The sequence below is a fragment of the Pseudohongiella sp. SYSU M77423 genome (assembly GCF_029911965.1).
Classification (GTDB): Bacteria; Pseudomonadota; Gammaproteobacteria; order Pseudomonadales; family Pseudohongiellaceae; genus Pseudohongiella.
Genome location: NZ_JARYTH010000001.1, coordinates 577,225 through 603,007, shown reverse-complemented (window position 1 = coordinate 603,007; position 25,783 = coordinate 577,225). Strand labels below are relative to the sequence as shown.

The 25,783-nt window shown below is 54.6% G+C and carries 17 protein-coding genes; 16 read left to right on the top strand and 1 reads right to left on the bottom strand.

Annotated elements, in window-relative coordinates; all coding sequences use genetic code 11:
• Positions 1–2 precede the first annotated feature (2 nt).
• The 14 genes from QGM61_RS02610 (at position 3) to QGM61_RS02545 (ending at position 13,410) form a co-directional block, all read left to right on the top strand.
• Positions 3–608 carry a PilN domain-containing protein gene (locus QGM61_RS02610; protein ID WP_281131784.1) on the top strand — a complete coding sequence of 202 codons (606 nt, stop codon included), beginning with the start codon at positions 3–5 and terminating at the stop codon, positions 606–608.
• Positions 605–1,297 carry a type II secretion system protein GspM gene (gene gspM, locus QGM61_RS02605; protein ID WP_281131783.1) on the top strand — a complete coding sequence of 231 codons (693 nt, stop codon included), beginning with the start codon at positions 605–607 and terminating at the stop codon, positions 1,295–1,297. Before QGM61_RS02610 ends, gspM begins: the two co-directional genes overlap by 4 nt.
• Positions 1,290–1,694 (top strand): hypothetical protein, encoded by a 405-nt coding sequence (locus tag QGM61_RS02600; RefSeq protein WP_281131782.1) that lies wholly within the window; start codon positions 1,290–1,292, stop codon positions 1,692–1,694. The genes gspM and QGM61_RS02600 overlap by 8 nt, the downstream gene beginning before the upstream one ends.
• A gap of 140 nt (positions 1,695–1,834) precedes the next feature.
• The gene (locus tag QGM61_RS02595; protein WP_281131781.1) at positions 1,835–3,571 is read left to right on the top strand and encodes a secretin N-terminal domain-containing protein; all 1,737 of its coding nucleotides are present in this window, start codon (positions 1,835–1,837) and stop codon (positions 3,569–3,571) included.
• Between the two features lie 19 nt (positions 3,572–3,590).
• Positions 3,591–4,511 carry an ExeA family protein gene (locus QGM61_RS02590; protein ID WP_281131780.1) on the top strand — a complete coding sequence of 307 codons (921 nt, stop codon included), beginning with the start codon at positions 3,591–3,593 and terminating at the stop codon, positions 4,509–4,511.
• A 6-nt stretch (positions 4,512–4,517) separates the two neighbouring features.
• On the top strand, positions 4,518–5,822 hold the full coding sequence (locus QGM61_RS02585; RefSeq protein WP_281131779.1) for a tetratricopeptide repeat protein: 1,305 nt from the start codon (positions 4,518–4,520) through the stop codon (positions 5,820–5,822).
• 22 nt (positions 5,823–5,844) lie between these two features.
• Positions 5,845–7,659, top strand: a complete 1,815-nt coding sequence (locus QGM61_RS02580; RefSeq protein WP_281131777.1) for a GspE/PulE family protein — start codon at positions 5,845–5,847, stop codon at positions 7,657–7,659.
• A 2-nt stretch (positions 7,660–7,661) separates the two neighbouring features.
• Positions 7,662–8,978, top strand: a complete 1,317-nt coding sequence (locus QGM61_RS02575; protein ID WP_281131776.1) for a type II secretion system F family protein — start codon at positions 7,662–7,664, stop codon at positions 8,976–8,978.
• Positions 8,979–9,117: 139 nt separating this feature from the next.
• A complete protein-coding gene (locus tag QGM61_RS02570) occupies positions 9,118–9,738 on the top strand; it encodes a type II secretion system protein (RefSeq protein ID WP_281131775.1) in 621 nt (206 codons plus the stop codon).
• Positions 9,739–10,090: 352 nt separating this feature from the next.
• A complete protein-coding gene (locus QGM61_RS02565; RefSeq protein ID WP_281131773.1) occupies positions 10,091–10,813 on the top strand; it encodes a type II secretion system protein in 723 nt (240 codons plus the stop codon).
• Between the two features lie 110 nt (positions 10,814–10,923).
• A complete protein-coding gene (locus QGM61_RS02560) occupies positions 10,924–11,493 on the top strand; it encodes a Tfp pilus assembly protein FimT/FimU (RefSeq protein ID WP_281131772.1) in 570 nt (189 codons plus the stop codon).
• Entirely contained in the window at positions 11,486–12,067 is a 582-nt protein-coding gene (locus tag QGM61_RS02555) for a prepilin-type N-terminal cleavage/methylation domain-containing protein (RefSeq protein WP_281131770.1), read from the top strand. The genes QGM61_RS02560 and QGM61_RS02555 overlap by 8 nt, the downstream gene beginning before the upstream one ends.
• Before the next feature lies 1 nt (position 12,068).
• Positions 12,069–12,929: a prepilin-type N-terminal cleavage/methylation domain-containing protein gene (locus QGM61_RS02550; protein ID WP_281131768.1), complete on the top strand. Its 861-nt coding sequence runs from the start codon at positions 12,069–12,071 to the stop codon at positions 12,927–12,929.
• A gap of 58 nt (positions 12,930–12,987) precedes the next feature.
• Positions 12,988–13,410, top strand: coding sequence for a hypothetical protein (locus QGM61_RS02545; protein ID WP_281131767.1), 423 nt, complete (start codon positions 12,988–12,990; stop codon positions 13,408–13,410).
• Between the two features lie 40 nt (positions 13,411–13,450).
• On the opposite strand, the gene QGM61_RS02540 is transcribed toward QGM61_RS02545, so the two are convergent.
• Entirely contained in the window at positions 13,451–13,744 is a 294-nt protein-coding gene (locus QGM61_RS02540; RefSeq protein ID WP_281131766.1) for a hypothetical protein, read from the bottom strand.
• 283 nt (positions 13,745–14,027) lie between these two features.
• Here QGM61_RS02540 and QGM61_RS02535 point away from each other — a divergent pair, with 283 nt between their 5' ends.
• Positions 14,028–24,551, top strand: a complete 10,524-nt coding sequence (locus QGM61_RS02535) for a DUF11 domain-containing protein (RefSeq protein WP_281131765.1) — start codon at positions 14,028–14,030, stop codon at positions 24,549–24,551.
• 67 nt (positions 24,552–24,618) lie between these two features.
• Positions 24,619–25,725, top strand: coding sequence for a S1C family serine protease (locus QGM61_RS02530; RefSeq protein WP_281131764.1), 1,107 nt, complete (start codon positions 24,619–24,621; stop codon positions 25,723–25,725).
• Positions 25,726–25,783: the final 58 nt, after the last annotated feature.

Sequence of the window (25,783 nt, the reverse complement as noted above, 5' to 3'; positions counted from 1 at the left end):
ACATGACCAGCATAAACCAACAGATCAATTTGTACTTGCCGGAGCTGAGGCCCAGACGTGATCTGGTGACGGCTTCGCGGACTGTTCTGGTTTTGTCAGTGCTGCTGGGTCTGGCTTTGCTGATGTCCATCGTTCAGTGGTGGCAAACCACATTGGACCAAAACCGCCTGGTCGACGTAGAACAGGCACTACAGGAGCAGACCGCCCGCACTGAAAGGCTCGAGAATGAAGTCGCTGCCCGTGCGACGGATCAGGCGCTGGTCCGTGAAATGGATACCAGGGAGTTGAGAGTGCAGCAGGCGCGTGAGCTCTACGACTTTATGCAGGGCACGACTTTGGGAAACCTGGTGGGATATTCGCAGCATCTCAAGGATCTCTCACGGGCGTCCTTCACTGGTCTCTGGCTCCAGGAAATACGCATTGTAGGTAATGCTGACCGAGTCATGATTCGCGGTGTTGCCCAGGAGCCAGCCATGCTGCCAGATTTCGTGGGTCGTCTGAGTGGAGGTAACAGCGCAATCAGTACCCGTCGATTCAATCGGCTGGTAAGTGCGCGGGATGCGAATCAACAGTCCCTCTACGAATTTACGCTGGAGGCGGGCGAATGAGTCTGAAACGACGAATGCAGATTGCTGGCGACTCGTTTGATCGCCGGCCCGCGGCAGAAAAGACCATACTCGCGGTACTCGGTATTGCCGTGATTTCATGGCTGTACCTGATTTTAGTGTTCGAGCCATTAAGCACTGCACGTGAAGAAGCTGCCCGGCAGTTGATGGCAACCGAAGGCCGTCTGGCTACAATGCAGCAGCGGGAGCGCACAGCGGTGATCATGGGTGATGAAGATCCCAACGAAGCTGTGAGAGTCCGCATCGAACGTGCTATGGAGAGCCAGCAAAGGCTGCAGCAGCAAATTGAAAGCCTGGCAGGTAATCTGGTGACACCCCAGTCGATGACGAGGTTGCTGACCTCAATGCTTGAGAGTCGGGAGGGGCTGGAGCTGATCAGAGTGGAGAACCAGATGCCCATTCCGATGCGTGAAAATCTGGCTCAGGCCGCTCAGCCCGACAATAGCGCGGCACCACAAGACACTGATCGTCTTCAGGTATACAAACATGTTTTGCGATTGGAGCTGGAAGGCGACTATTTGAGCTTGATCAGTTACTTGCGTAGCGTCGAAGCATTCTCGGAACGGTTTTTCTGGGACGAGTTACATTTCGAACAGACCGCCTGGCCAAACGCCCGAGTGACTCTGCAGCTACACACACTGAGCGCCGAGGAGGGTTTTGTTGGTGTTTAAACCCCGCAACTTGACAGGTACGCGTGAGCTGTTGGCGACTTTCGCGACATTGGCAGTCAGTAGTGGTCTTGCTGCCCAAACGCTTACTATCGATGGCGAAGTTTTTCGCGATCCCACTCAGCCGCTGCCAATTGTACTGACCATGCAGGCTGCAGAAGTGCTGGATGTCGGTGGACCTGAGATTGCCATTAACAACACCAACTACGTGGTTAGTTTCGTCCGAACCGGCGGAAGCAGGCCTGTTGCCGTCATCAATGATCGCCAACTGACTATAGGTGATAATGTTGATGGCGCCGAGATAGTGGATATTCGAAATGGAGAAGTTGTGTTGTCAGCCGCGGGCAGAGATTATGTGCTAACAGCCTTCACACGCTCAATCAGGGAGCCGATTGAATGATAGTGGTTTTTAGCAGACAAATGACCGCCAAAAGCCAGTCTTGGTTGCGAATCATTTTTGCTCCGTTGGCAATTGCCCTGATTGGCGGGTGCAACAATTCGGCGGTTACTAATCGGCCCAGTACAGAGGTTCTGGGCTCAATGCAAAATGTGTTGAGTGAGGCTGAATTCGGTTACGACGAAGATCTGGCACCGCCGCCCGACGCGGATGTCGTCAGAAGTCTGATGCCCCGCTTGTCGCTCAACGACGATGCTCTGGTCACCGTCGAAGAGCGATTCAATATCGTCGCCAACAATGAACAGGCGCGCGACTTCTTTAACGGTCTGGTCGCAGGCACTAACTATGGTGTGACAATTAGCCCGGATGTAACCGGCGAGATAACTGTCAACATACCCAATACGACAATCGCAGAAGCGATGGAAGTGGTTGCTGATACGTACGGATTTCAGGTGACGCGAAACGGAAACACCTGGCAGGTTCGAGAGCCAGGCATGGAAACGCGTATATTTACGATTGATTATTTGAACGTGAGCCGCAGTGGTAATTCCAGCGCGCAGGTTTCATCCAATGGATCCGGCGGTGGTAGCGGCGGTGGCGGCGTCGGTGGTGGCTTTGGCGGTGGTGGTGTCGCTGGAGGCGGGTTTGGCGGTGGCTTTGGCGGCGGCGGTGTCGCAGGAGGTGGTTTCGGTGGTGCCGGTTTGGGCGGCGGCGGCGGAGGCGGAGTCGGTAGCGGCGGAGGCGGCAGCGGCGGAGGTATGGTCACAACGCAAACCGAGACCGACTTCTGGAGTGATATCCAGCAGACACTGGAGGGTATGCTCGGTCTGTCATCTACAACCAGGGCCCCGGACGTTTCACAAAGCGGGATAGGATCCGGCCTGTTGTCGGGCATGGTGAACAATGCCCCTCGCGCGAGCGCGATTACAGATGAAAGTGGACGCTCGGTGGTGGTCCAGCCGCAAGTTGGAATGATAATGGTGACCGCTACTCCTCCGGAGCTGGAACGTGTTGCTAACTACATCGAGACGGCACAGGATATATTGGGGCGGGAAGTGACCATCCAGATTCAATTTTTGGAAGTTATTCTCAATAAAGGGTTTCAGTCTGCAATTGACTTTGACACATTCGGCCCCGGTGGATCGAGCGGGAGCGATAATCGCGTCACTGGGCGATTCGGTGCTGGCGAGGAGTCAGCAAATATTGATGGTATCTCCAACCCCCTCACGATCACAACCAACTTCACTGATTTCGATGCAGTCTTGAGAATACTTGAGTCGCGCGGCACCACGCAGGTGCTGTCCAGCCCCAGTCTGAAGGTGCTCAACAATCAAAAAGCAGTATTCCAGGATGGCGATCAAGAATTTTTCCAGACCAATGTTGGCTCTAACGTCGTCAGCAGCGGTGGCGCGGTGACAGAGTCGTCGTCCAGCAGTCTGCAGCAGTTCTTTTCCGGGATTTCGATGGACATTACGCCGCAGATCAGTGCTGATGGCGAGATTACGCTGCACGTTCATCCAATCATTACCACTGTGACTGAACAGAATAAATCTGTGGATGGTCAGCAGGTACCCCTCGCGCGCACTGCTGTGCGCGAACTCGACAGCATTATTCGGGCAAGGGATGGACGCATTGTGGTTCTTGGCGGGCTTGCCTATGAACGCAGCATAGACACCTCGGCTGGGGTGCCGGTACTTAACGACATTCCTGTTGTTGGGGCAGCGTTTGATCAGCGTCGACGAACGACTGTAAAAAGCGAGTTCATCATTCTCTTGCGCCCCATTGTCGCTAATCCACAGTCGGAACAGCGGCTGATTCGCGAGCGCAGTGACAGGCTGCGCGCATTAGGGCAAGATATCAACCCATTCGCGAATCAATAGCCAAGAGTTGGTAGGCGCCATGTATCTGGAACATTTCGGCCTGCAGGAATCACCGTTCTCGTTGACGCCCAATACCGAGTTCTTCCTGAACATGGCGAGTTATCACGAGACCTTCAATATGCTGATGGTCGCAATCGCCAACCGGGAAGGGTTTATCAAGGTAGTTGGCGAGGTTGGTACGGGCAAGACAATGCTGTGCCGCAAAGTGCTCAATACGCTGGAAGAGGATGAGCAGCGTTACGTCACTGCGTATATCGCCAACCCGGTGCTGAGCCCCAAGGGGCTGTTTCTGGCCTTCGCTGAGGAGCTGGGCATCGAAGTCGACAATGATATCGGTCACCACAGTCTGCTGAAAAAAATATCCCGCGTCCTGATGGAGCTATCTCTGGAGGGGCGGCAGGTCATACTGTTTATTGACGAGGCACATGCGATGCCTCAAAAAACACTCGAAGCACTCCGACTGTTGACCAACATAGAAACCGAGAAGACCAAATTATTCCAGGTGATTTTGTTCGCACAGCCTGAGCTGGACGATATGCTTCGCGACAAGTCACTGCGACAACTCCTGCAGCGCATCACCTTTGCATATCGCCTGGAGTGTCTGGACCGGGATGGGGTCGAGCGATATGTGTCGCATAGAATGGCCAAGGCCGGGTACAACGGACCTGCCGTCTTCACTTCCAAAGCGCTGGATGACTTGACGTCCGCGTCGAGGGGAATCCCCCGCTTGATCAATATTCTCTGTCACAAGGCTCTGATGGTCGCATTCGGGCGCGGTGATCGCAGCATCGAGCGCGACCACATGCAACGTGCTATTGCTGATACAGAGGGCGTGGAACTGCCGCCGCCGGCGCCCAGTTATCTGCGACGCATCAGTGCGGTTATGGCGGTGATGGCCGTTGCCCTGGCGATTTATATGCTTAATTACTATTTACGGTAATTTGTCATGAGTCTGATCAATGACATGCTGAGAGACCTGGACGCGCGTCGCCGTGATGCGCCCAGTCATGGCGCTGGGCCTGAAAAGCTGGTACCCGCGTCTCCGAGCGCGGCCTATCGCAGTGCAAAGCGCCAAAAGTTGCAGCCCTGGTTGATTGTGCTTGCAGTTATGTTGCTGGCAACACTGGTGACGGCCTACTGGTTTTTGCGTGACTCGGGACTGGAGCAAAGAACTCTTGCGCCGGTGCCGATGGCAACCAATACCGTCGAATCTGATGGATCTTCAGCGACACAAATTGCCGATTCCGATGCAGAGGCTGAAATGATCCGCGAACTGGAGCGGCGCCTCCAGGATCTGGAGCGCCAGAACCAGGCTCTCGCCAGTCAGCAGGCAAGCCCGGAGCCGGGCCCGTCTTCCTCCGGGAACACAATGCAAAGTCCCTCGACAGTTGAAAGCGTGCCTGGCGTCGCGACGAGCATGGCGCCCGCGCAAGCACCCGGCGACTGGCAACCACGCAACTGGGAAACAGATGCGCAAAGTCAAAGTCAGCAACAGACCCAGACGCAACTATCCCAGGCAGGCCCCACAGGCACACAAGAAACACAGATAAGCTCTGCAATGGTTTCAGATGCGACATCTGCCATACTGGCGCCCTCCAGTCAGCCTTCAGAAGGCGTGTCGCCGCCGTCCAGCCAGACACAGGGAATTGTGCGCGAGCAACGTCCTCTGTCGCTGAGCGAGCGTGATCGTCGCGAGGTACAGATGGCCTTGGAGCAGTGGGCAGATGGACAAAGGATGGCTGCGTTGCAAACACTGGACAGCTTTATCTACAGGGAGCCGGAGGCACACCTGTCACGAGAATTACTTGCAAAGCTGTTGATTCAGCAGGGTGAGCCAGAGCGTGCCTTGCAGGCGGTGGAGCTGGGGTTGCGAATTTCGCCCAATCAGGCGGCATACAAAAAAATCAAGGCACGTTTGCTGGTTGATTCGGGTCAGACCCAGGAGGCGGCTGATGTACTTTCGCAGCGCCCACCAGCCTTGAGTGCCGATATTGAGTACCACGACATGCTGGCCACCGCGCTGCTTGCCAGCCAGAATTTTCGCGAGGCGATAAACACCTATCAGGCACTATTGAGCCAGAATGATGCGGTAGGGCGTTGGTGGTACGGTCTGGCGGTTGCTCTGGACACCATCGGTCGGCGCCCCGAAGCCGCTGATGCATACCAGCAGGCGGCCCGGCGTGAAGATTTGCCGCCCGCGCTACGTGAGCAAAGCCGGGAACGGCTTGCCTTGATCAGAGCAGCTCAGTAAATAGAAGGCAACGGACTAACTTATGGCCGTTAGACAGAAAATCAGAATCGGTGACCTGCTGGTCAAGAACGGTGTCATCACCGAAGAGCAGTTGCAACAAGCGCTCTCCAAACAAAAAACAACCGGCCTGCGGCTGGGTCGTACCCTGATCAACCTGGGTTTTGTCCAGGAAGACAGGTTTCTCGAATTTCTATCGGAACAGCTTGGCGTTCCATTTGTCGATCTGCGCCGTTACAAGTTTGACTCGACGGTGGTGCAGCGGCTTTCGGAAACCCACGCACGCCGCTTCCGCGCCATTGCCTTGTCTGAAAAAGGTGGCTTGTTACTGGTCGGCATGGCTGATCCCACCGATATCTATGCCATGGATGCCCTGGAGCGATTGCTGCAACAGCCCATTGAGGCAGCTGTGGTTCGAGAAAGTGAGCTACTGGCGACCTTGGACATGGTTTATCGCCGAACTGACGAGATTGCCGGGTTTGCCGAGGAGCTGGACGAGGAACTGACCGATGGACAGTTCGATCTGGCATCGCTCACACCTGCCGAAGACGATAGCGATGCGCCGGTCGTTAAATTGCTGCAGTCGCTGTTTCAGGATGCCGTGCAGATTCGCGCTTCTGATATTCACATCGAACCAGATGAAACTGTGCTCCGGATAAGGCAGCGCATTGACGGCGTGCTCCAGGAGCAGATCGTGAAGGAACGTCGCATTGCACCTGCGCTGGTGTTGCGCCTGAAACTTATGTCCGGGCTGGATATTTCCGAGAAACGATTGCCGCAGGACGGTCGCTTTAGCCTGAAGGTAAAAGAGCGCAAGATTGACGTACGATTGTCAACCATGCCCGTCGAATACGGTGAATCTGTGGTAATGCGTCTGCTTGATCAGACAGATGGCGCCGCGGACCTTGATCAAGTTGGTATGGCGGCTGAAATGCTGGAGCAGTTCAGACGGCTCATCCACATGCCTCATGGGCTGATTCTTGTCACTGGTCCAACCGGTTCAGGTAAGACTACAACTCTCTACGGGGCCCTGCAGGAGCTGAACGACGCGGGCAAAAAAATAATCACCGTCGAAGACCCGGTGGAGTACCGGCTTCATCGCGTCAACCAGGTGCAGATCAATCCCAAAATTGGTTTGAGCTTTGCTCGTGTGCTGCGAGCGGCATTGCGTCAGGACCCGGACATCCTGCTGGTTGGTGAGATCCGCGACCAGGAAACCGCTGAAATTGCATTGCGGGCCGCGATGACCGGTCACTTGGTCTTGTCAACGTTGCATACCAATGATGCAGTCTCCAGTGCGATGCGTTTGGTGGATATGGGGGCCGAAGGGTTTTTGGCTGCCACAGCAATCCGTGCTGTGATGGCACAGCGACTGGTGCGCAAGCTCTGCGACAACTGCTATGTTGATTACACGCCTGACGCGCGCGAAATGGCCTGGATACAACACACCATGGGTGAGCGAGCTCCAGCCCATGTGTCGCTAAAGCAGGCCAGCGGCTGTCATCGCTGCAATAATACCGGATACCGCGGCCGCATCGGGGTGTTTGAATTGCTGGTGCTGAATGACGAAATGGCCGATGCGCTGCGACGCTCCGACTCGTCAGCTTTCGTGAAAGCGGCCAGGCGTAGCAAGGGCTACCGCCCCCTGGTGGTCAGCGCCATGATGGACGCGCTGCGTGGCATGACCAGTCTGGATGAGGTTTATCGTGTCGCAGAGCAGATCGATGAAAGTGGCGACTGGATGCAGAGCGAGCCGACGGAGGAATCGGCACACGCGGATACCGAACACAAAGAACAGGCTCATGACGATCATACCATTGCCTGGGATGAAGGCAGCTGAGTATGGCCTACTTTCAGTACAAAGCTCGCAACAACAAGGGTGCCTTGATTTCCGGTAATCTGGAGGCGGTCAATCTGGATGCCGCTGCCAGTGAGCTGCTTGGGTTGGGGTATACGCCTATTGACATAAAGGCGGCGCGGGGACGGACTCCTGATTCAGATCGCGATTCTGTGGCGAAAAAAACACAAGCGCGTTCCAGAACAGCAGCAGGGAGCAAACCCGGTCGGGTTGATTTCAACGCAGACGCTTTTCAGGCGCTTAACGCTGCCTTGAAAAAACGCAAGATAACACTTGATGATCAGATTATCTTCGCCCGTCAGATGCAAAGCCTGACCAAAGCAGGCATGCCGTTGGACAGGGCACTAAAAGGTTTACAGGCGTCAAACAAGAATCCCTCATTCCAGGCAGTCTTGAAACAGATCCAGCAAAGTCTGGAGTCTGGCCAGACGCTGTCTACGGCACTGGGGCACCACCCCAAGATATTTTCTACGCTGTTCATATCGCTGGTTGATGTGGGGGAAAATACAGGACGGCTGGATATGGCGTTTGAACAGATCGTGCGTTATCTGGAGCTGGAAAAAAACACGCGTAAGCAGGTCAAAAGTGCAACGCGCTATCCGTCATTCGTGCTGGTTACGATCGCCGTAGCACTGGGTGTCATTACCTACTTTGTTATTCCCGCATTTGCAGATACGTTTGCCCGTCTGGGCGCTGAATTGCCTTTCGAAACTCGCCTATTAATCGGGATATCGGACTTTGTTGTCAATTGGTGGCCGTTTCTGCTGGGTGGTGGTGCGACGCTTATCCTTACTTTCAAGGCCTGGGCCCGCTCTGACAAAGGAGGGCTTGCGTGGGATGAGAAAAAGCGCTTCCTTCCTTTGGCTGGCGGCGTAATTGAAAAAGTAGCTTTGGCGCGGTTTGCCCGGACCTTCTCAATGATCCTGAAGGCCGGTGTCCCCATCGTGCACGGCATGGGGATCGTGGCCAGCACTGTAGGTAATCGATTTATTGCCAAGCGTGTCATTAAGATGCGCGAGGGCATATCGCGGGGCGAAACCCTGTACAACACAGCTGTGAATGCCGGAATGTTTTCACCGCTGGTTCTGCAAATGATCGCGGTAGGTGAGGAAAGTGGCACGATTGACCAGTTGATGGAGGACGTCGCTGAATTCTACGACGCAGAGGTTCAGTACGAACTAAAGCGAATGGGAGAGGCGATAGAACCAGTTCTAATCATGGTAATCGCCGGCATGGTCCTTATTTTGGCATTGGGGGTATTCCTGCCCATATGGGATCTAAGCGCGGCAGCACGTAATTGATGCCGACTCGTCGCAGCAAGAGCTGGGAAAATTCCGGGACAATTATGCCTGTCGACAGGCGCATTTGGGGACGCAATCGACCGTATCGGCTGGCTTGAATAAAACTACACTGCTACTCTGGCACCCAGGATAAGCAGTTATGCCAACCGAGGGTTTGCAGATCGAGCATCGAATGAGTTACTCCAGATTGTCTGAAAGGCCGATCAGATCACGCAGCGCCGGTTTCAGTCTGTTTGAGTTGATGGTCTACATTCTGGCGGCATCCATATTGTTTGCTGCCGCCTTTAACCGATACCAGGACTTTCCTGGCGAGGCGGAGCGGGCCAACTTTCTGGCGATACAGGCACAACTGAATGCGGCGATCAATTTGCAGATGATGCAAATCATCGCCTCCGGTGGCTGGGATAATGCCCGCCAGCTCGATGGCATGAATCCCATGGAGTTGATGTTGACGACGCCAGGCAACTACGTTGGTGCGTTAAGTGGGGCGGATATTGCGCAATTGCCCCGGCGTATCTGGTTTTTTGATCCGGTAAGAGGCGAGCTGGTGTACCTGGCCGAGAATTCCGAAAACCTGTATTTGCTCAATGACGGGCAGCGTATCGCTACTGAGCGATTGGGATTCAGGGTCAGTAACAGGTATTCGGGTACCGGGTCATGGGAAGGATTGGTGCTGGCTCCAGTACAACCTTACGAGTGGCAGTCAGTACCTCTTAACGTGCCGGAGCCACAACAAAGCGTTATCGCTTCGGGACAGTAAGGGTAAAAATTCCTGATATTCATGCAAATCAGGGGCTGACAAGCCGTAATACGGGACAAAAAGGGGTAAAAAAGGAAAAATTGGGGAAGCTTACAGGCCTGGCACCTAGCCGGGTGTCACAAGCGCTGATACGATGATTCTCAAGCTAGTTACAGTAATGACTGTTATAAGTGATTGACTTGAAAGGCTAACAGACGCGGTGCTTAGCACATGTAAAAAAACGTAGCACTGCAACAGGCGATCAAATATAAAATCGAAAGACAGAAAATCAGGCAAATGACATTTTAATGCTGGTATAGGGAATGACGAGGCGACAGCCAACACCAGACCCGCAATTGAGGAGTGATGAGAGATGAAAGTCCAACTGAAAGCTAAACAACAGCAAGGTTTCACCATTATCGAACTGGTAGTGGTCATTCTGTTGCTGGGTATTCTGGCGGCAACGGCTCTGCCACGCTTCCTGGATGTAACTGAAGAAGCACATGATGCGGTCGTCGATGGCACTGCATCTGCACTGCAAACTGGCGTAGCTCTTTATCGTGCCCAGTGGATCGCGCAGCAGCAGCCAGCGGCTGGCACTGTACTGAGCTCTACTGAATTCGGTGGTCTGGTTATCGGTACAGCGGGCTACCCGATTGGCGTAAGCAACAGCAGCACTGGTCTGTTCGACGCCACTGCTGCCAACTCAGAAGCGCAGTGTGTAGAAATTTACAATGGTCTGTTGCAGGCCGGTCGCGCACCGGTTTCTGGTTCAGCCCTGACAACGGCCGATACGGATGTTCCAGAGTCGCCGACTGCTTCTACAGCTGAATCAGCCACTAACAGTGATTTCTTCGGCATCAGCCAGGGTTTTGTCGCCAAGCAGGTTGAAGGCGTAACCAGCATTGGTGATCTCGCTGCCAACTCACTGGCCGCTGCTGATGAATTCTGTGTCTACGCCTATGTGGCCGATGCCAACCGACGCAGCACAGTAGACGATGCAGTACCTGCCATCGTGTACTTCCCGAACGCAACAACCGGTACTGCAACTGCAGCCCGATTTGAAGCAGGTTCCGTAGTACAGACCGTCCTGTAATAAACGGAACAACGTTCGATCAATGCAAGGCCGTTGGTTATTAACCTGCGGCCTTGTTTTTTTCTGTAGTATTAGCTCAGTCGCAAATCCGATTGTTGCGGGAACCAGCCATGAGTCTCAGCGATGATTACAAGGGCCGAACTCTGTCCGTCAAACTGGCGGGCTTCACTATTATTGAGGTTGTCATTGCCATCGCGTTTGTTGGCATTATCGCAGCACTGGCCATGTCGCGAATCCTGCGATCTGATACCTATAACGCCATTATCGTTCGTGACCAGGTTATTTCCCTGTCACGGTCCGCACAACAACGAGCCATTGGGCGATCCGACGTGGTGCTGACCCTCAGCCCTGCTGGCAATAACCTCGAAATCCAGATAGAAGATGACAACGCCGTCATTCAACGAGCGACGTTGGATTTAAGGGGTGTCAGTCTGGGGGCGGATGTGAATGAACTCGATAGCTGCTCTGGGACGCCCGCTGCAGATGCGGTGACGACCAGCAACGATCTGGTATTGGAGTTCGACCAGCTGGGCGACCTGCTGAGGGGCGGAGTAACCGACGCAACTGGTTACCCCGCAGCTATCACATCAGGCGCACGTCTGTGTATAGATGGTGTTACAGAGATGTCCGTCTGCTGGTCTGCTTCCGGGTACGCCTATGAGGGGGCTTGCGTTGACTAGTCATCCAGTATTCAGTCGCCAGCAAGGGGTTACTTTAATCGAGCTTATCGCAGTCATTGTGATACTTGGTATCTCTCTTATTGGCGTCACAACAGCGATCTCGTCAGCGGTGTCACGAAGCTCAGATGTGTTGTTGGAAGCACGGGCGCTGGCGCTGGCACAGAGCTACCTGGACGAAATTCTTTCGCGGCGGTTCGACGAAAATACCCCGCCAAGAGGTATTCCTCCTTGCCGAAGCAACTGTACGGACGAAGTCAATTTTGGACCCGACGGAGGTGAGTCTGATCGTCAGGACTTCGATGATGTGGATGACTATGACGGGCTGGACGAGGGGTATGAGCAGGCAAACCCGCTGCAGGACGCGGAGGGAAACACAAGGACGGGATATGAAAATTTCCGCGTACGAGTATCCGTGCGATATCTCGAGCTCGGGAGTGGTGGCGCAGAAGAGAATCTCGCCAGTGCGCCTAATGATCTGACTGACGCGCAGGACGCCAAGTTCATCAAAGTTACTGTCAGTCACGTTGAGCGGCCTGATGGCTGGGAATTTGGCGTATACAAGGCGAACTTTTGATATGAACACTCATTTGCCTGAAATGTTGCCAGTCAATGGCCAGCGCGGGTTCACGATTATTGAAATCGTGATTACGCTGCTGGTCTCCTCAATACTGGCAATCGGCATCGTAGGCTATATCGGCGATGCCATCGAAGGGTTTGCGGCCTCGGGTAATCGCAACAAGCTGGCAAGTTCCGGGCGTAATGTAGTAGATCGCCTTGCCATGGAGCTTCACAACGCTGTGCCCAATAGCATCCGAGTCTCAACCGCCCAGAGTAGCGGCGATCAGTGTCTCGAGTTTATACCGTTTACCGGAGCCTCAAATTACCGCGACGCACCGTTCACCGGGAGCGGTGGTACCGATTTCGAGGCGATTGACTTCAATCCCGTACTAACATTGGCCTCGCCCGCCGGGCAGTATGCGGTTATTTACCCGATCGATACCCAGGATCTTTATGATGGGGGTTCGCCTGGCCCGCGTGCGCTCATTGATGAAATAGAGGATACCGGTGGCAGTGATGGACTTGTCACTGTGAGGCTGGATTCTACCCACCGGTTTTCACGACGCTCTCCGGTGGAGCGTCTTTATGTCGCCGATCAACCAGTCAGTTTTTGTGTGGAAAACGGACAGTTGTTCCGTTACGAGCAATATGGCTTTCAATCGACTCAGTGTACGCCTGACACTGCTTCCTGCCTGCCAGCGACTGCACCCAATCGCACCTTGATTAGTCTGAACATCGACAATAATACCCTGACGGCATTTGAAATACTGCCGGCCACCCTGCGCCGGAACGCCATTATTGCCATGGATCTGAATTTCACAGACTCAGGTGACGAAGTGAGGCTTAAACATGAGGTATTGTTGCGAAATGTGCCCTGACCTCAGAAAGACTACTGCTGGTTTGCGAACGACGGTACCCAGCCCGGGAGCGCATTCGTTGAGATTCCGGTACCAGCGTGGTGTGGGGCTGCCCGCAGCAATTTTCGTGATTACGCTGATGGCCGCGATCGCGGTCGGCGTTAATCTGCTGGTGTCGCAGAACGCAGAGACTTTTCAGGAAGAAACTCAGCTCACTCGCGCGTTTTATGCTGCAGAATCAGGGGCTGGTTTCGCCATGAATGCACTCTTTCCCCCAAATGAATTTCCCAATTACAACACTACAGCTATATGTCCAGAAAATGCGGGGAGCCCCCGTGAGTATGATTTTATGTCAGAGGGGCTTTCTGGGTGCAGCGCTGCCGTCAGTTGTGTGACCGACGCAACTGTCGATGGCGTAGACTACTTTACGATCACCAGTGTTGGTAGTTGTGGCGATGTATCACGTTCAGTGCGTGTTCGCACCAGTTTTGACGCCAATTAGGCTGGCTCTGGTGCGATGATTGCGGTCAACAGCCGGCCGCCTATATTGCGCCTACTGCAACAAAGATGGCCAGCACTACCAGAATGGTCAGCACCGCTGTGATGCTGTAAGTCACAATATTGCTGGGGCCTACATGACAGCGATATGGGTCAATTTGCCGGGTGTGGTCACTGTCGCGCTGCGCGATGTCGCGTTGCAGGCGGATTTTGAAGTTGTCGAACTTCTCAACGAGTTGCCAGCCCGCCTGAGCTTCTTCGTGCAGGGTCTTTTTCAGATTGGCGGGTTTGGCAAAGTAGGGAACGGTCGATTGAATGACTTTGTATTCCAGGTCCATGGTCGTCTCCGCAGCCGTTGAGGATTTTGTAAATCAATTTTGTGGCCAGCCGGTCTATTATGCAACGACTCGTGCGGCTAGAGTGGGACAAATTGGGGCATTTTTGTGGGCCGAAAGATACGACAGATCTGAATTAAGCCGCCATATTAGATAGAATGTGTAAGTTGATAATAATGCATTATTTATTCAGGTGTGACCTCCAATGCGAGACCAGCGGCTAACGCGGCCTCCACATACAAGCAAGGCCCCTGACTGTCGTCGGGGTAAATCCGCTGGCCGACAGATGCTCGGCTGGGGCGCACGCCTGCTCGCAGCTGTTGCTGCTGGCACTATGGGAGTCAGCCTGGTGATCGCCCAGACACCAGGGCCGCTGCCCGTTATTGGCACCGGCGGCAACACCATTCAACAGGTCACTTCACCACTTTTTGGCACCGGCGGAAATTCCCAATATACCCAGGGCGCCTATCGTGTACATGTATTTACTGGTAGCGGCACATTCACGCCGCCTCAAGGTCTGACGCAGCTTGATGTGCTGATTGTAGGCGGTGGCGGTGGTGGTGGTGGCTTCCGTGACGGTGGCGGCGGCGGCGGTGCCGGCGGTTTGCGTTGGGAAACCGGCGTGACAGTCAATCAGTCAAGCTACAATATTGTCGTCGGCGCCGGTGGTGCTGGAGGCAATAATACCAACACTGCCTCTGGAGACGGCCAGGCGGGTGGCAATTCCTCGTTCGGCGCCCTGACAGCCACCGGTGGTGGCGGTGGTGGTCGTGGTGATGGTAGTGCAACCACGTCGGCTGGCAAAAACGGCGGTTCGGGCGGTGGCGGCGGTTCAACCAACCAGAACAATAACCCCAGAGCGGGCGGTTTGGGCACGTCGGGTCAGGGTAATAATGGTGGTCAATCCAATACAAGCTCCAATAATAACAACCAGGCTGCCGGCGGTGGTGGCGGTGCCGGTGCGGCAGGTGCTGCCGGTAGCAATGGCGCAGCAGGTAACGGTGGTATAGGTCAGGACTTCAGCGCTCAGTTTGGCACGGGTGTAGGCGCCAGCGGCTGGTTCGCGGGCGGTGGTGGTGGTGGCAAGCGGAATAGTCAGTCTGCAGGTACCGGTGGTCAGGGCGGCGGTGGTAATGGTAATAACCAAAATGGCGGCGGCAGCGCTGGACAGGCCAATACCGGCGGTGGTGGTGGCGGCGGTGGTGGTGTAGGCACGTTTAACGGCCAAAACGGTGGCAGCGGTATAGTTATCGTGCGCTACATTCCACCCACAGAGAATTTCGTTGTTCACAGCTTTACCTCCAGTGGAACATTCGTCCCGCCACCAGGCGTCAGTTCCGTAGACGTGCTGACTGTCGCCGGTGGTGGTGGCGGTGGTACCTCGCGGGGATTTGGCACGGCGGGCGCCGGTGGTGGTGGCGCGGGTGGTCTGGTATACCGAACCGGATTTGCCGTGTCCGGTTCCGTGGCAGTTACTGTCGGTGCTGGCGGTGCGGCAGGCGCAGGCGCTGCCAACCAGAGCGGGGGTAATGGCGGCAATTCTACGTTTGGTTCATTAACTGCTCTCGGTGGCGGTGGTGGTATTGGCGGCAATGGTCAGGGTAACGCCGGTGGTTCGGGTGGCGGATCCCGGGGTGCTGCAGGTGGTCTGGCGCAACAACCAGGGGCAGCGACGACGGGTAGTGGATCGGCCGGCGGCACCAGTGGTGGTTCTCCTGGGGGCGCTGCTGCCACAGGCGGTGGTGGTGCGGGCGGCGCCGGCCAGAACCTGGCGGGTACCAGCGGCGAAACGGGCGGCAACGGTGGCGTCGGTCTGTCTTATAACATCAGCGGCACATCAACCTTCTATGCCGGAGGTGGTGGTGGTGGTGCAGCGCAAAACCTTGCGGCCGGCGGCACCGGCGGTAATGGCGGCGGTGGTAATGGTGGTAACGACGCTACGCCCCCAACTGCGGGTACCGCCAACCGTGGTGGCGGTGGTGGTGGTGGTAATAACTCTGTAGACGGTGCGGCTGGTGGCAGCGGTATTGTGATCGTTCGTTACCGACCGCCGAGCGCTTCAATCACCACGCAGCCGTCAACATCAGCCATCAGTGCTACGCCCTTCAATCAGCCAGCCGTGGTCACGCTGCTGGATGCCAGCGGCAATCCTGTCGTGGGCAGGAATGTCACAGCGAATATTGAGACTGGTGGTGGTACGCTTGGCGGCACCACTACGGTGGCGACCAATGGCTCGGGTCAGGCAGTGTTTACCGATTTGACCATCACGGGCTCGGCGGGCGTTCGAACGCTTGGATTTACCCCAACCGGCACCAATACAAAGTTGATATCGAACAACGTCACTTTGATCTCCTATCACTTTGAGATTTCGCACCAGACGAGCAATGGGCGTTGTAGTGCGTTTACACCCATCACCATCAGCGTTGTCGACTCCAACAATAACCCGGTCACCAACTTTGCCGGTACCTTCACCCTCAACAACAGCTCTGTGGGCAGTTACGCGCTTGCCGCTGGTCAGCAGGGATCAGTAAACGACGCGACGCTGAATGATGGTCAGGCCCAGGTAACCATGGTTGCCGGCAACAATGGCAGCATTGTGGTCAATTTCTCTACCAGTGTGGTTCAGACCTATCAGTTCAATGCCAGTGCGGGCTCTATTGGAACGCAGAACTATGCCATATCATTGACCATTGAGGATTGTGCGTTCCGTATTTTCCACGATGGTGCGAGCAGCGCCTGCACGGTTGAACCGATTACCATTCGTGTCGTTACCGCATCAGGTACCACAGTGGCAGGTTATACAGGCAGTGTGAATATAAGCACAGCAGGAGTTACCGGAGGCAACTGGAGTAAAACCAGCACAGCCAGCGATGCGCTGGGAACCTTGACACCCGGCACAGCGAATACCGGTGCCGCCTCGTACACGTTTGTCGCCGCAGATAACGGCGAGATTATTCTAAACTTTCAGAACAACAGCATAGAGACGGTCAATTTTAATATTGTGGCGGCGAATGTGTCGCAACCGTCTGGCCAGTACGATCCGAATTTAACCAATACCGCCTGTACGTTTCGGGTAACGCATAGCGGCAGCTCGGACGTCTGTTCCATTGAGCAGATAACCCTGACGCTGGTCAACAATGTTGGTACACAGATCACCAACTACACTGGCACTGTCAATTTGAGCACCAGTACCGGCTTTGGTACCTGGGTTGATATAGGGCAGAGCGATGGCAGCCTGGTCGATCCGGTAAACGAAGACGGTAATGCCACTTACGCGTTTCAGGCGTCGGACAACGGCCAGATTGTCCTTGGGTTCCGGCATAGCTCCAATACCGGACCAGTCAATATCAATGTCTCTGATGGCGTCTCGCTGGATCCCCGCAGCTCTGCGAACATGTACGACCAGAACATCCAGATTGCGCTGTGTACTTTTGAAATCTCCCATGGATCGGCGGCCAACGCCTGCGAAATCACGCCAGTCACCTTTACGGTACGTGACAGTAGCAACAACATTGCGACCGACTATATCGGAACCATGCGGATCAGTAACAACACCAATGCAGGTGACTGGTTGCTGTCCGGCACTGCCGAAGGCTCCATCACTGCTCCATCCGGCGTCAATACCGGCATCGCAGACTATACGTTTGATGTGGATGATCAGGGACAGGTCATTTTGAATTTTACCAGCACGATAACCGGCATTATCAATTTCGATGTCGAGGACGGATTGATAGTCGAAAATGGGGCATTTGACCCCAATCTGTTTTATAGCGGCTGTTTTCCATCAATATTTGATGGCGCCCAGTGTACCAACCCCGGTACCTCAACATCGGTAAGTATCCCTGCTACAAACACCCAGGCATCACTTAAATCGCGGATGGTGCTGATGGCCACCATGCAGATTGGTGATTCCAGCCCTGGCACCTCCGCGACGTTTGCAGGTGTGCCCATGACGCGTGTAATTCGTGTTGAGAATGATGACCAGGCGCTGGGCGTTACGACGGAGATCTGGGCCATTTTTGACGCCGATCTGCCATCGGCAGCGGGATCTTACGCTGGCGTATTCAGTGGGGGGGTAAATAATCCTTCCATCTGTATGATATCGGTTACCGGTGTCGAGCAGGGTATACCTATCCCCGCGGCGACTCCCAGCCAGGGGCCAGTTAACGGCAATACCTACACTGGCCCCTTTGTTAATGGCCAGCATACGGTCTCATCAGGTATCACCACGGATACGAATAACTCCTTTGTCTTTAGCGTGGTAGCCAACGATACCATTCTGTTTAACAGCTTCAACTCCTGGTTCTTCCGACCCTCTCAACCACTGTCGACCTTGAGCGGAATTTGGGGAGGGTACATCTCGAGTGGCAGCCCGCCCTTCAGGGAGGCGCCTACACAGTCACGGCCGAACCAGGCGCCGGTGGGAGACGATGATCCGAGGGGTGCGTCGGCTGGCTCAGCCGGTGTGTTGAGTGCCGCCGGTTTTATCGAAGTAGTCGAGCCCTTTGAGGGCTTCAGCTTCCAGGGCCCGACCATGAACGCGATGGCGGTGGCAGCATTCCGGCCATTGATCAACGGGGAGCCGCTGGCTGACGACTATGTGCCCGTCACACTATACGAAACCTACTCAGGCTCCATGTCCTATGTCGCACTGGGTAACTCCATGAGGCTCAATGGGTCGAGAGCTGACCTGGTTCCCGATCCCTCTGTGGATTGTACTTTCGTTGCCGAGGGTACCGGCACTACAGGTACGCTTTCCCTGCCCGCAGGCTCAACGGTGACAGCAGCCTATCTCTACTGGATGGCCTCAGGCGACGAGGAAGACGCCGATAATCAGGTGTCGTTCGGTCCTGACGGTAGTGAAGTGGCGGTTGTTGCAGACCAGATGTTCCAGGCTGTAAATGTGACGGCAGTGGATGCCGGCTTCTTTGCCGGTTATGCGGAAGTGACCTCGCTGGTCTCGGGATCGGGAACCTACCGGGTCAAGGACCTGGCTGTGCAAAATGGTGGCGTGTGGGATGATAACGGTACCTGCGCTGGTGGATGGGCCATGATTGTGGTTTATGAACATCCGGACGAGCGTTTGCGTGTGCTGAACCTGTTCCATGGACTGCAGCCCTTTCAGTACTCGGCATTCACACTGGTGCCGCGTAACTTCCGTATGGCTACTTATGATTTTGCTGAAATATTACCTAATGGTCAGGTAACCCACATTACTCTGGAAGGCGACGAGCAGCTATCCACGGGGGATGAATCTCTGGGAATACAGACGGCGCCCAACGCGACAACATTCAGTTCGTTGCCGAACAGCTTCAATACATCAAGCAATGAATTTAACTCAACCGTGACGCGACCGATTTACGCGGTTGGCGGAACCGGATTTTTTGAATTCCAGTCCACAGCAGGCATCAATGGCGATGGCTACCAGATCGACTTCCCAGGGCCTGACGCACAGGAATCGGGGCGCAGCGGTAATCAGATTGGCTCAACCTGGGGTATTGACGTTGATACGCACTATCTCAGTCCCACCGTATTGCAGAACTTCTCTCAGCCAAACGCCGAGGCTGAGGAAATCACCACGCGTTATAGCGCAGGCCAGGACGTCGTGCTGCTGGTCTCCGAGGTTATCAGTGTCACCAACTTCCCGATTGCGGATATGGAAGTGTTCCTGTCGCAAAGCGGTACACTCAAAGTCAATGGAACCGCGAATTACCAGGTGACCGTTACCAATAATGGCAATGGGTCGGTATCCGGTGGTGATGCCAATGGTGAAGTCACCGTCGCCATGAGGCTGCCGGCAGGCATGAGTTTCACCTCAACAGGCGCGGTTAGTGGCACAGGCTGGACCTGTAGTGTTACGTTGTCACCAGGCGCATTCACATGCACCTATGATATCGCCACGACCTATTCCGGCGGGCAACTGCCCTCCGGCAGCAGTTTGCCAGTTATCAACATCAACGCTCAGATCGGCAGTCCCACAGACTTCCCACTGCTGGATAACACCACACCTGTCGTTGTAAGGATGCAGCACACCGGCGGTAACTGTACTGCGGAAGCCGACGGTTATATCCCCGACCCGGAAAGTTGTGATCGTGCACCGCAGTTTGATAACCGAAACGACCTGCAGGGTGGCGTGATTGACATCGATGACCTGAATCAGAAGTCATCCAGCAACAATAATGTGGATCGCGTTGTAAGTTCCATTCGTGGCCTCGAAACCAATCTGCGCATGCAGAAGTCTGTAATCGGCACGCTTGAGACCGGACAAACAGGCCAGTACCAGCTGATTGTTACCAACCTGGGGCCGGATCCCACATCAGCGACAATCACGGTGACAGACAGTCAACCAACTGGTGTTCAATTTACGAGTGCGTCAGGTGTGGGCTGGACCTGTGGCACGGTAAGTCCGACCCTCAGTTGCACCTATGCAGGGTCGCTGGCAGTCAATGCCAGCGCGACCATTCTGTTGAATGTTGATGTAGTGGGCGGTCAGGGCTTTAACGTAACGAATACGGCGCAAGTCAGTATCGGTACCGGAAACTTCGATACCGTGCCCAGCAACAATGCCGCAACTGATATCACCACGATTGTGGGACCACCAGTAGCTTCACAAGAGCGATTCCTGCTGTCAGTGTCGACCCCGGCGAATTCGACAAGTATTGGTGGGCTTGGACCGTTCGAGAATCACGACCTGATTATCTACGACCCGGCGACGGATCAGGCCACAATGTTTTTTGATGACAGCCTGGTTAATAGTGGACGAATCGATGACATTAATGCGGTGCACTTGCTCAAAAATGGTCATCTGATTCTTTCAGCCAATGGTTCCAGCACGATTGGCAGCAATAACCTGGCCTTTGGTCCGTCTGACCTGGTGCGATACGACCCTATTCTCGATCAGGCGACCCTGTTCCTGGATGGTGACACTGTTTTTGCGGATCCCAATAACACCAATATCAATGGTGTGTACGTGATGGATGACTGCAGCGCCAACAATAATAATGAAACCTGTAGTGTACTGTTCACTACCACTACAGGTGGAGTTGCCGGTACCAATAACCTGGCATTTACCAGCTCGGATATTGTCATTTACTATCGTTCCGGTCCTCTGGCTGGACAGGCAGCGATATACCTTGAAGGCAGTGATTCGGATGTATTTGGTGCAACCGAAGGCAACGGCAATGTAAACGTAGATGCGTTTTACCTTCGTGTTGATCCAAACAATCCCAGTGGTGTGATTGATACCTTTGTGCTTTCGGCTGACAACGCGACCGCTGTCATTGGCGAAGGCCTTGATCCGGTAACGGGTACCTTATTCACGCGAGATGATGTCACGGAGCTTGATAGAACGGCAGGTGAGACACAGAATCTTTTTGTGGGTGACGAGCAACTCGGCGTTTTTGAGACCTCGAACAATAACCGTCGCCTGGATGCTTTGCACCTGATCGAAGATGGCTATATCGGGCACTTCAGGGTTCGACAGGACCAGGGCGGCAGTGTGTGTGAAGCGGGCGTCATTCGCATCAGCAAGCACGACGGTCTGACCCATAATCTTGATACAGACTATTATGGGTCGGTACGCATCAGCACCAGCACAAACTACGGTACCTGGCAATTGCAGACCGGGAATGGCACTTTCACTGACCTGGGTAACGGTGATGCCCGTTACACGTTCGCTTCATCAGATGGCGGTGAGGTAGTGCTGCGACTGCTGCACGACCAGGCAAATACCGTCAATGTAAACGTTACCAACGGGATTGCGACCGAACTGGCGGGCAGTGAAGACCCCAACTTTACATTCAATGATGTCCTGACCCCCATTACCTGGTTCGATACCTTCACCACGTCTGCGTTCACAAACAATGAGGGTAGCCGCAACTGGTCTGGCGCGTGGACAGAAGTTGACGGAGTGTCTGGGACAGTTGGCAGTGGAGCAGGTCCGGGAACCGGTAATATCCAGGTCATTACGGCCACTGGACGCCTGCGTCTGACCAGCAGTGTAGCAGCAAATAACAACAGCATTTCACCGTCACTGACTCGCGTGTTTGACCTGGACGCAGTGCCTTTCAGCGAAGATGTGTTCCTGAATTTGCGGTACGGACACACGGCGCTTGCTGCCAGTGACTCACTGGTCGTCGAGGCCCGAGGGTCATCCAGCGACCCCTGGTTGTTGGTCAACAATTTCACAAACATCACGGCCAACCAGGCCAACTCGTCAATTCCAGTGTCGTACAACCTGAGCACGATTCTGGGTAATGGTTCCCAGAGCTTCTCTGCCACCTCGCAGGTCCGCTTCCGCGTAAACAGTGGATACGAGCTGGAACGCTACTTCTATGTGGATCAGATCGAGATAGCGACCGCAACTAACGAGTGTGGCTACACAGGCACGGGTTCGCTGGACCACTACGCTATTTCTCACTCGGGCTTTGGTATCTCCTGTGTTGGATCGACCATCACTATAACAGCGCATGACTCGCAGGATGATCCGATTGATGCGGGCGGTGAAACGATAAACCTGAGCATCGCGCCTGCCAAAGGCGTCTGGGCTCGTGTATTGTCTGGCGCCGGTGCACTCACCAGTATTGCTTCACAGACCGATAATGGTGTCGCGTCGTACACATTTGCACCTGGAGAACAAAGTGTATCCCTGCTTTTGAACTACACGGTACCAGCAGGTGCCTCGCAGCCGGTCAATATCAACGTGCAGGGTGTAACCAGTACCAAAACAGAGATTGAGGATCCAGCCCTGCAGATATCTGAAGCCGGCTTGCGTTTTTACAATGAGACTCAGTCAAACGAAACCATTCCGTATCAGATCGCAGGTAAGCCTTCCAACGTGAACCCGCTGGCGCAAATACTGACTTTGCAGGGTGTTCGCAGCTCGGATGACAATCCGCAGCAGTGTGTGCCGCTGTTCGATGCGGGCCAGACTCTGACAATTGGCGTGGCCGCAGAATGTAAGAACCCGGGCAGCTGTCAGGCTGGAGAGTCGTTCAGCGTTAATGGTGAAACTGTTTCCCTGGTAAACGATAACAGCACTGACGGAGCTACAACCTACACTGATATCGACTTGAATTTTGTCACGCAATCCAGTGGTGCACCGGGTGCTACACTGGTGCTGAATTATTCCGATGTTGGTGTCATGCAGTTGCACGGTCGTTTCGACATTCCGTTTGGTTTCTTTGGTACGCCATCGCCGGATAATCCGCTGACAGCGCCTGGCTACTCAGGAGACCTGATGGTGGGCAGCAGTGAAGAGTTTGTTGTAAGACCATTCGGTTTCGCCATCGACTTTCCCGGCGCGCAAGGACTGGACCGGGCTGGCAGTCTGCCAGCAAACAATTTTGCTGACCGCAACGGCGCCACTGCAGACTCCTATGCCGCGGACCAGGACGGTAATGTTTTTGTAAATGCTGGTGAGGGTTTTGATCTGGTTGTGACGTCAATGGGATGGCAGGCTGGTGACGACGTGGATCAGAATGGTCAGCCAGATGCGGGTGCCAACCTGCATGATAATCGCGCAACACCCAATTTCTACTATGACAGTGATGGCGTCAGTGATAACTATCGCATCAAACTGTCGGTCACAGAAAACCAGGTGGAAGCTCTGGGCGGCGTGCGTGGGACGCTCAGCCAGGATATTCTCAATTACAACAGTTTTAATAACTACGCGGTTGCCGCAACAGGGTTCCTGAATACCAATTATAATGAAGTCGGTATCATCGACTTACAGGCGCAATTGGTCGACAGCAATGAAGACCCGGTCACTTACCGCGGAACTGATGTGATTAATGGTGCAGTCAGTGACGTTGGACGCTTCTACCCGGTTCGTTTCGAAGTGACCAGTGATATGTTGCTGCCACGTGTTAACGCCACGTGCAGTCCGCCATCGGTATTTACCTACATGGATGAGCCTTTTGGTGTCGAAGTAGAGCTGGTCGCCCGCAATGTGCAAGGCGACCCGACTGTAAACTACCGTAATGTCTTCGCAAAGCTGGGCGCATACAACGACCTCAATTTCCGGGCGATCGAGGAAAGTAACCCCGGTGACAATAATAACCTGACGACGAGACTGGCAAACAGCAGCGTGCCAACTAATTTCCAGACTGACTGGGGGTCCATACAGGGTGGCGAGCTGGTGCTTGATGGCAATCTGATATTCCAACGGGCCAACCCGGCTGACCCTGACGGCCCATTCTCTGGTCTGATCATTGCCATGGTACCGATTGACAGTGACGGCGTGACGCTGGATGCTGGCGATCTTGATGCCGAGATAACGGACGGCGACCCAGAGTTCTTCGAAATTGACAGACATGATTTCCGATACGGCCGTTTGCTTGTAAACAATGCCTACGGTCCGGAAACCGAGCCGCTCGCCATTACGTTACAGGTCGAATACTTTGATGGCAGCCGGTTTATCATTAACAGCGACGACAACTGTACATCGATAAACGCCGCAGAGTTGGACCTGCTGTCGGGCACCTATACCGGCAATCTTGATGACGGTGAGACAGCGATCACTACACCACAGACCTCCACTTTCCATGACGGCCGCATACAGGGAGTTCAGGCAGCTACCAACCCAACTGATCCGACGTTGGAAGCCAGCGCGCCTGGCGAAGATAATGGCGGCACCGTAGATGTGGAGCTCGATCTGGACGACCTGGGGCTGCAGTTCCTGCAGTTCCGCTGGCCACATCAGGATGTGAATTACAATGAGAACCCGCGTGCTCAGCTTGAGTTCGGTCAGTTCCGCAGCCACGACAGGGTCATCAACTGGCAGGAACTCTATAACGGGCCGTCCCCCTGACGGCCCTTGAAATTGACCTGGGCAGCTACCATGATGAACAGAGTATGTTTCTGTAGCAGGATTGCCCATGAACACATTCTCAGCCCGTTTGACCCGCTTGCTGGCTGCCTGCTGTGTGCTGCTGTCGTCCATCCTGGTTCTGATACCCGCACAGCTTGCCGCGCAGCCAGCCCCTGACTACACAGCCTTTCGCACCAATGATGAAGACAACAATATCGAGGTCTTCAAAAAAGCCAGCCCATCGGTGGTCTACATAACCAATTCCCGTCTGGTTCGGCGCTCGTTCCTGTCTCTTAATCCGGAAGAGATACCGCAGGGCAGCGGCTCAGGTTTCGTATGGAATAGCGATGGTTATATTGTCACCAATTTCCATGTCATTCAGAACGCATCACGCCTGACGGTTCGCCTTCAGGATGGTACTGCCTGGGACGCGCGAGTGGTGGGCGTTGAGCCCGACAAGGACCTGGCGGTGCTGCATATAGAAGCGCCTCAGGATCATCTGGTTCCCGTTGAGCTGGGAGACTCCTCATTGCTGGAGGTCGGGCGCAAGGTCATCGCCATTGGCAACCCATTTGGTCTTGATACCACTCTGACCGTTGGCGTGGTCAGTGCATTGGGTCGCGAAATTGATTCAGTGACGCGGCGTCGGATCCGGGACGTCATTCAGACAGATGCTGCCATCAATCCGGGAAATTCGGGTGGACCACTGCTGAATTCCCTGGGCCAGCTGGTCGGCGTGAATACTGCCATCTATAGCCCCAGTGGAGCCAGCTCCGGTATTGGTTTTGCGATACCGGTTAACACCGTCAAAAAAATTGTACCTGAGCTGATTGAGTTCGGACGTGTGCAGACGCCAACGCTGGGCATTGCCATGTTCCCGCCTCAGTATGCTGATTATTATCGCAGCCGCTGGGGTATCACTGGCGTGATTGTGCTGGATGTTATCGAGGGCGCCAGTCCCGAACGCGCGGGCATGCGAGGTCTGACCGAGACCAATCGCGGTATCCTGCTTGGTGATGTCATTATCGAGGTGGATGGTGAGCCGATCGCTGACGAAGATGATCTGCTTAACGTGCTGGAGAATCGCGAGGTCGGCGACATCATCGAAGTTATTTCAATGCGCGACAACCAGCGGCTAAGCTACCGTATTGAGTTGCGGGCCAGCCGGCAATGATCCAGTAAAATGTCTCGCAACAGGCGCCCGTATTATACTCAGGCGCGCGGCTTGCACT

Coding starts and splice junctions, on each gene's coding strand:
- QGM61_RS02610 (WP_281131784.1), top strand. CDS start 3: ATGACCAGCATAAACCAACAGATCAATTTGTACTTGCCGGAGCTGAGG.
- gspM (WP_281131783.1), top strand. CDS start 605: ATGAGTCTGAAACGACGAATGCAGATTGCTGGCGACTCGTTTGATCGC.
- QGM61_RS02595 (WP_281131781.1), top strand. CDS start 1,835: ATGCAAAATGTGTTGAGTGAGGCTGAATTCGGTTACGACGAAGATCTG.
- QGM61_RS02590 (WP_281131780.1), top strand. CDS start 3,591: ATGTATCTGGAACATTTCGGCCTGCAGGAATCACCGTTCTCGTTGACG.
- QGM61_RS02585 (WP_281131779.1), top strand. CDS start 4,518: ATGAGTCTGATCAATGACATGCTGAGAGACCTGGACGCGCGTCGCCGT.
- QGM61_RS02580 (WP_281131777.1), top strand. CDS start 5,845: ATGGCCGTTAGACAGAAAATCAGAATCGGTGACCTGCTGGTCAAGAAC.
- QGM61_RS02575 (WP_281131776.1), top strand. CDS start 7,662: ATGGCCTACTTTCAGTACAAAGCTCGCAACAACAAGGGTGCCTTGATT.
- QGM61_RS02570 (WP_281131775.1), top strand. CDS start 9,118: ATGCCAACCGAGGGTTTGCAGATCGAGCATCGAATGAGTTACTCCAGA.
- QGM61_RS02565 (WP_281131773.1), top strand. CDS start 10,091: ATGAAAGTCCAACTGAAAGCTAAACAACAGCAAGGTTTCACCATTATC.
- QGM61_RS02560 (WP_281131772.1), top strand. CDS start 10,924: ATGAGTCTCAGCGATGATTACAAGGGCCGAACTCTGTCCGTCAAACTG.
- QGM61_RS02550 (WP_281131768.1), top strand. CDS start 12,069: ATGAACACTCATTTGCCTGAAATGTTGCCAGTCAATGGCCAGCGCGGG.
- QGM61_RS02540 (WP_281131766.1), bottom strand. CDS start 13,744: ATGGACCTGGAATACAAAGTCATTCAATCGACCGTTCCCTACTTTGCC.
- QGM61_RS02535 (WP_281131765.1), top strand. CDS start 14,028: ATGCTCGGCTGGGGCGCACGCCTGCTCGCAGCTGTTGCTGCTGGCACT.
- QGM61_RS02530 (WP_281131764.1), top strand. CDS start 24,619: ATGAACACATTCTCAGCCCGTTTGACCCGCTTGCTGGCTGCCTGCTGT.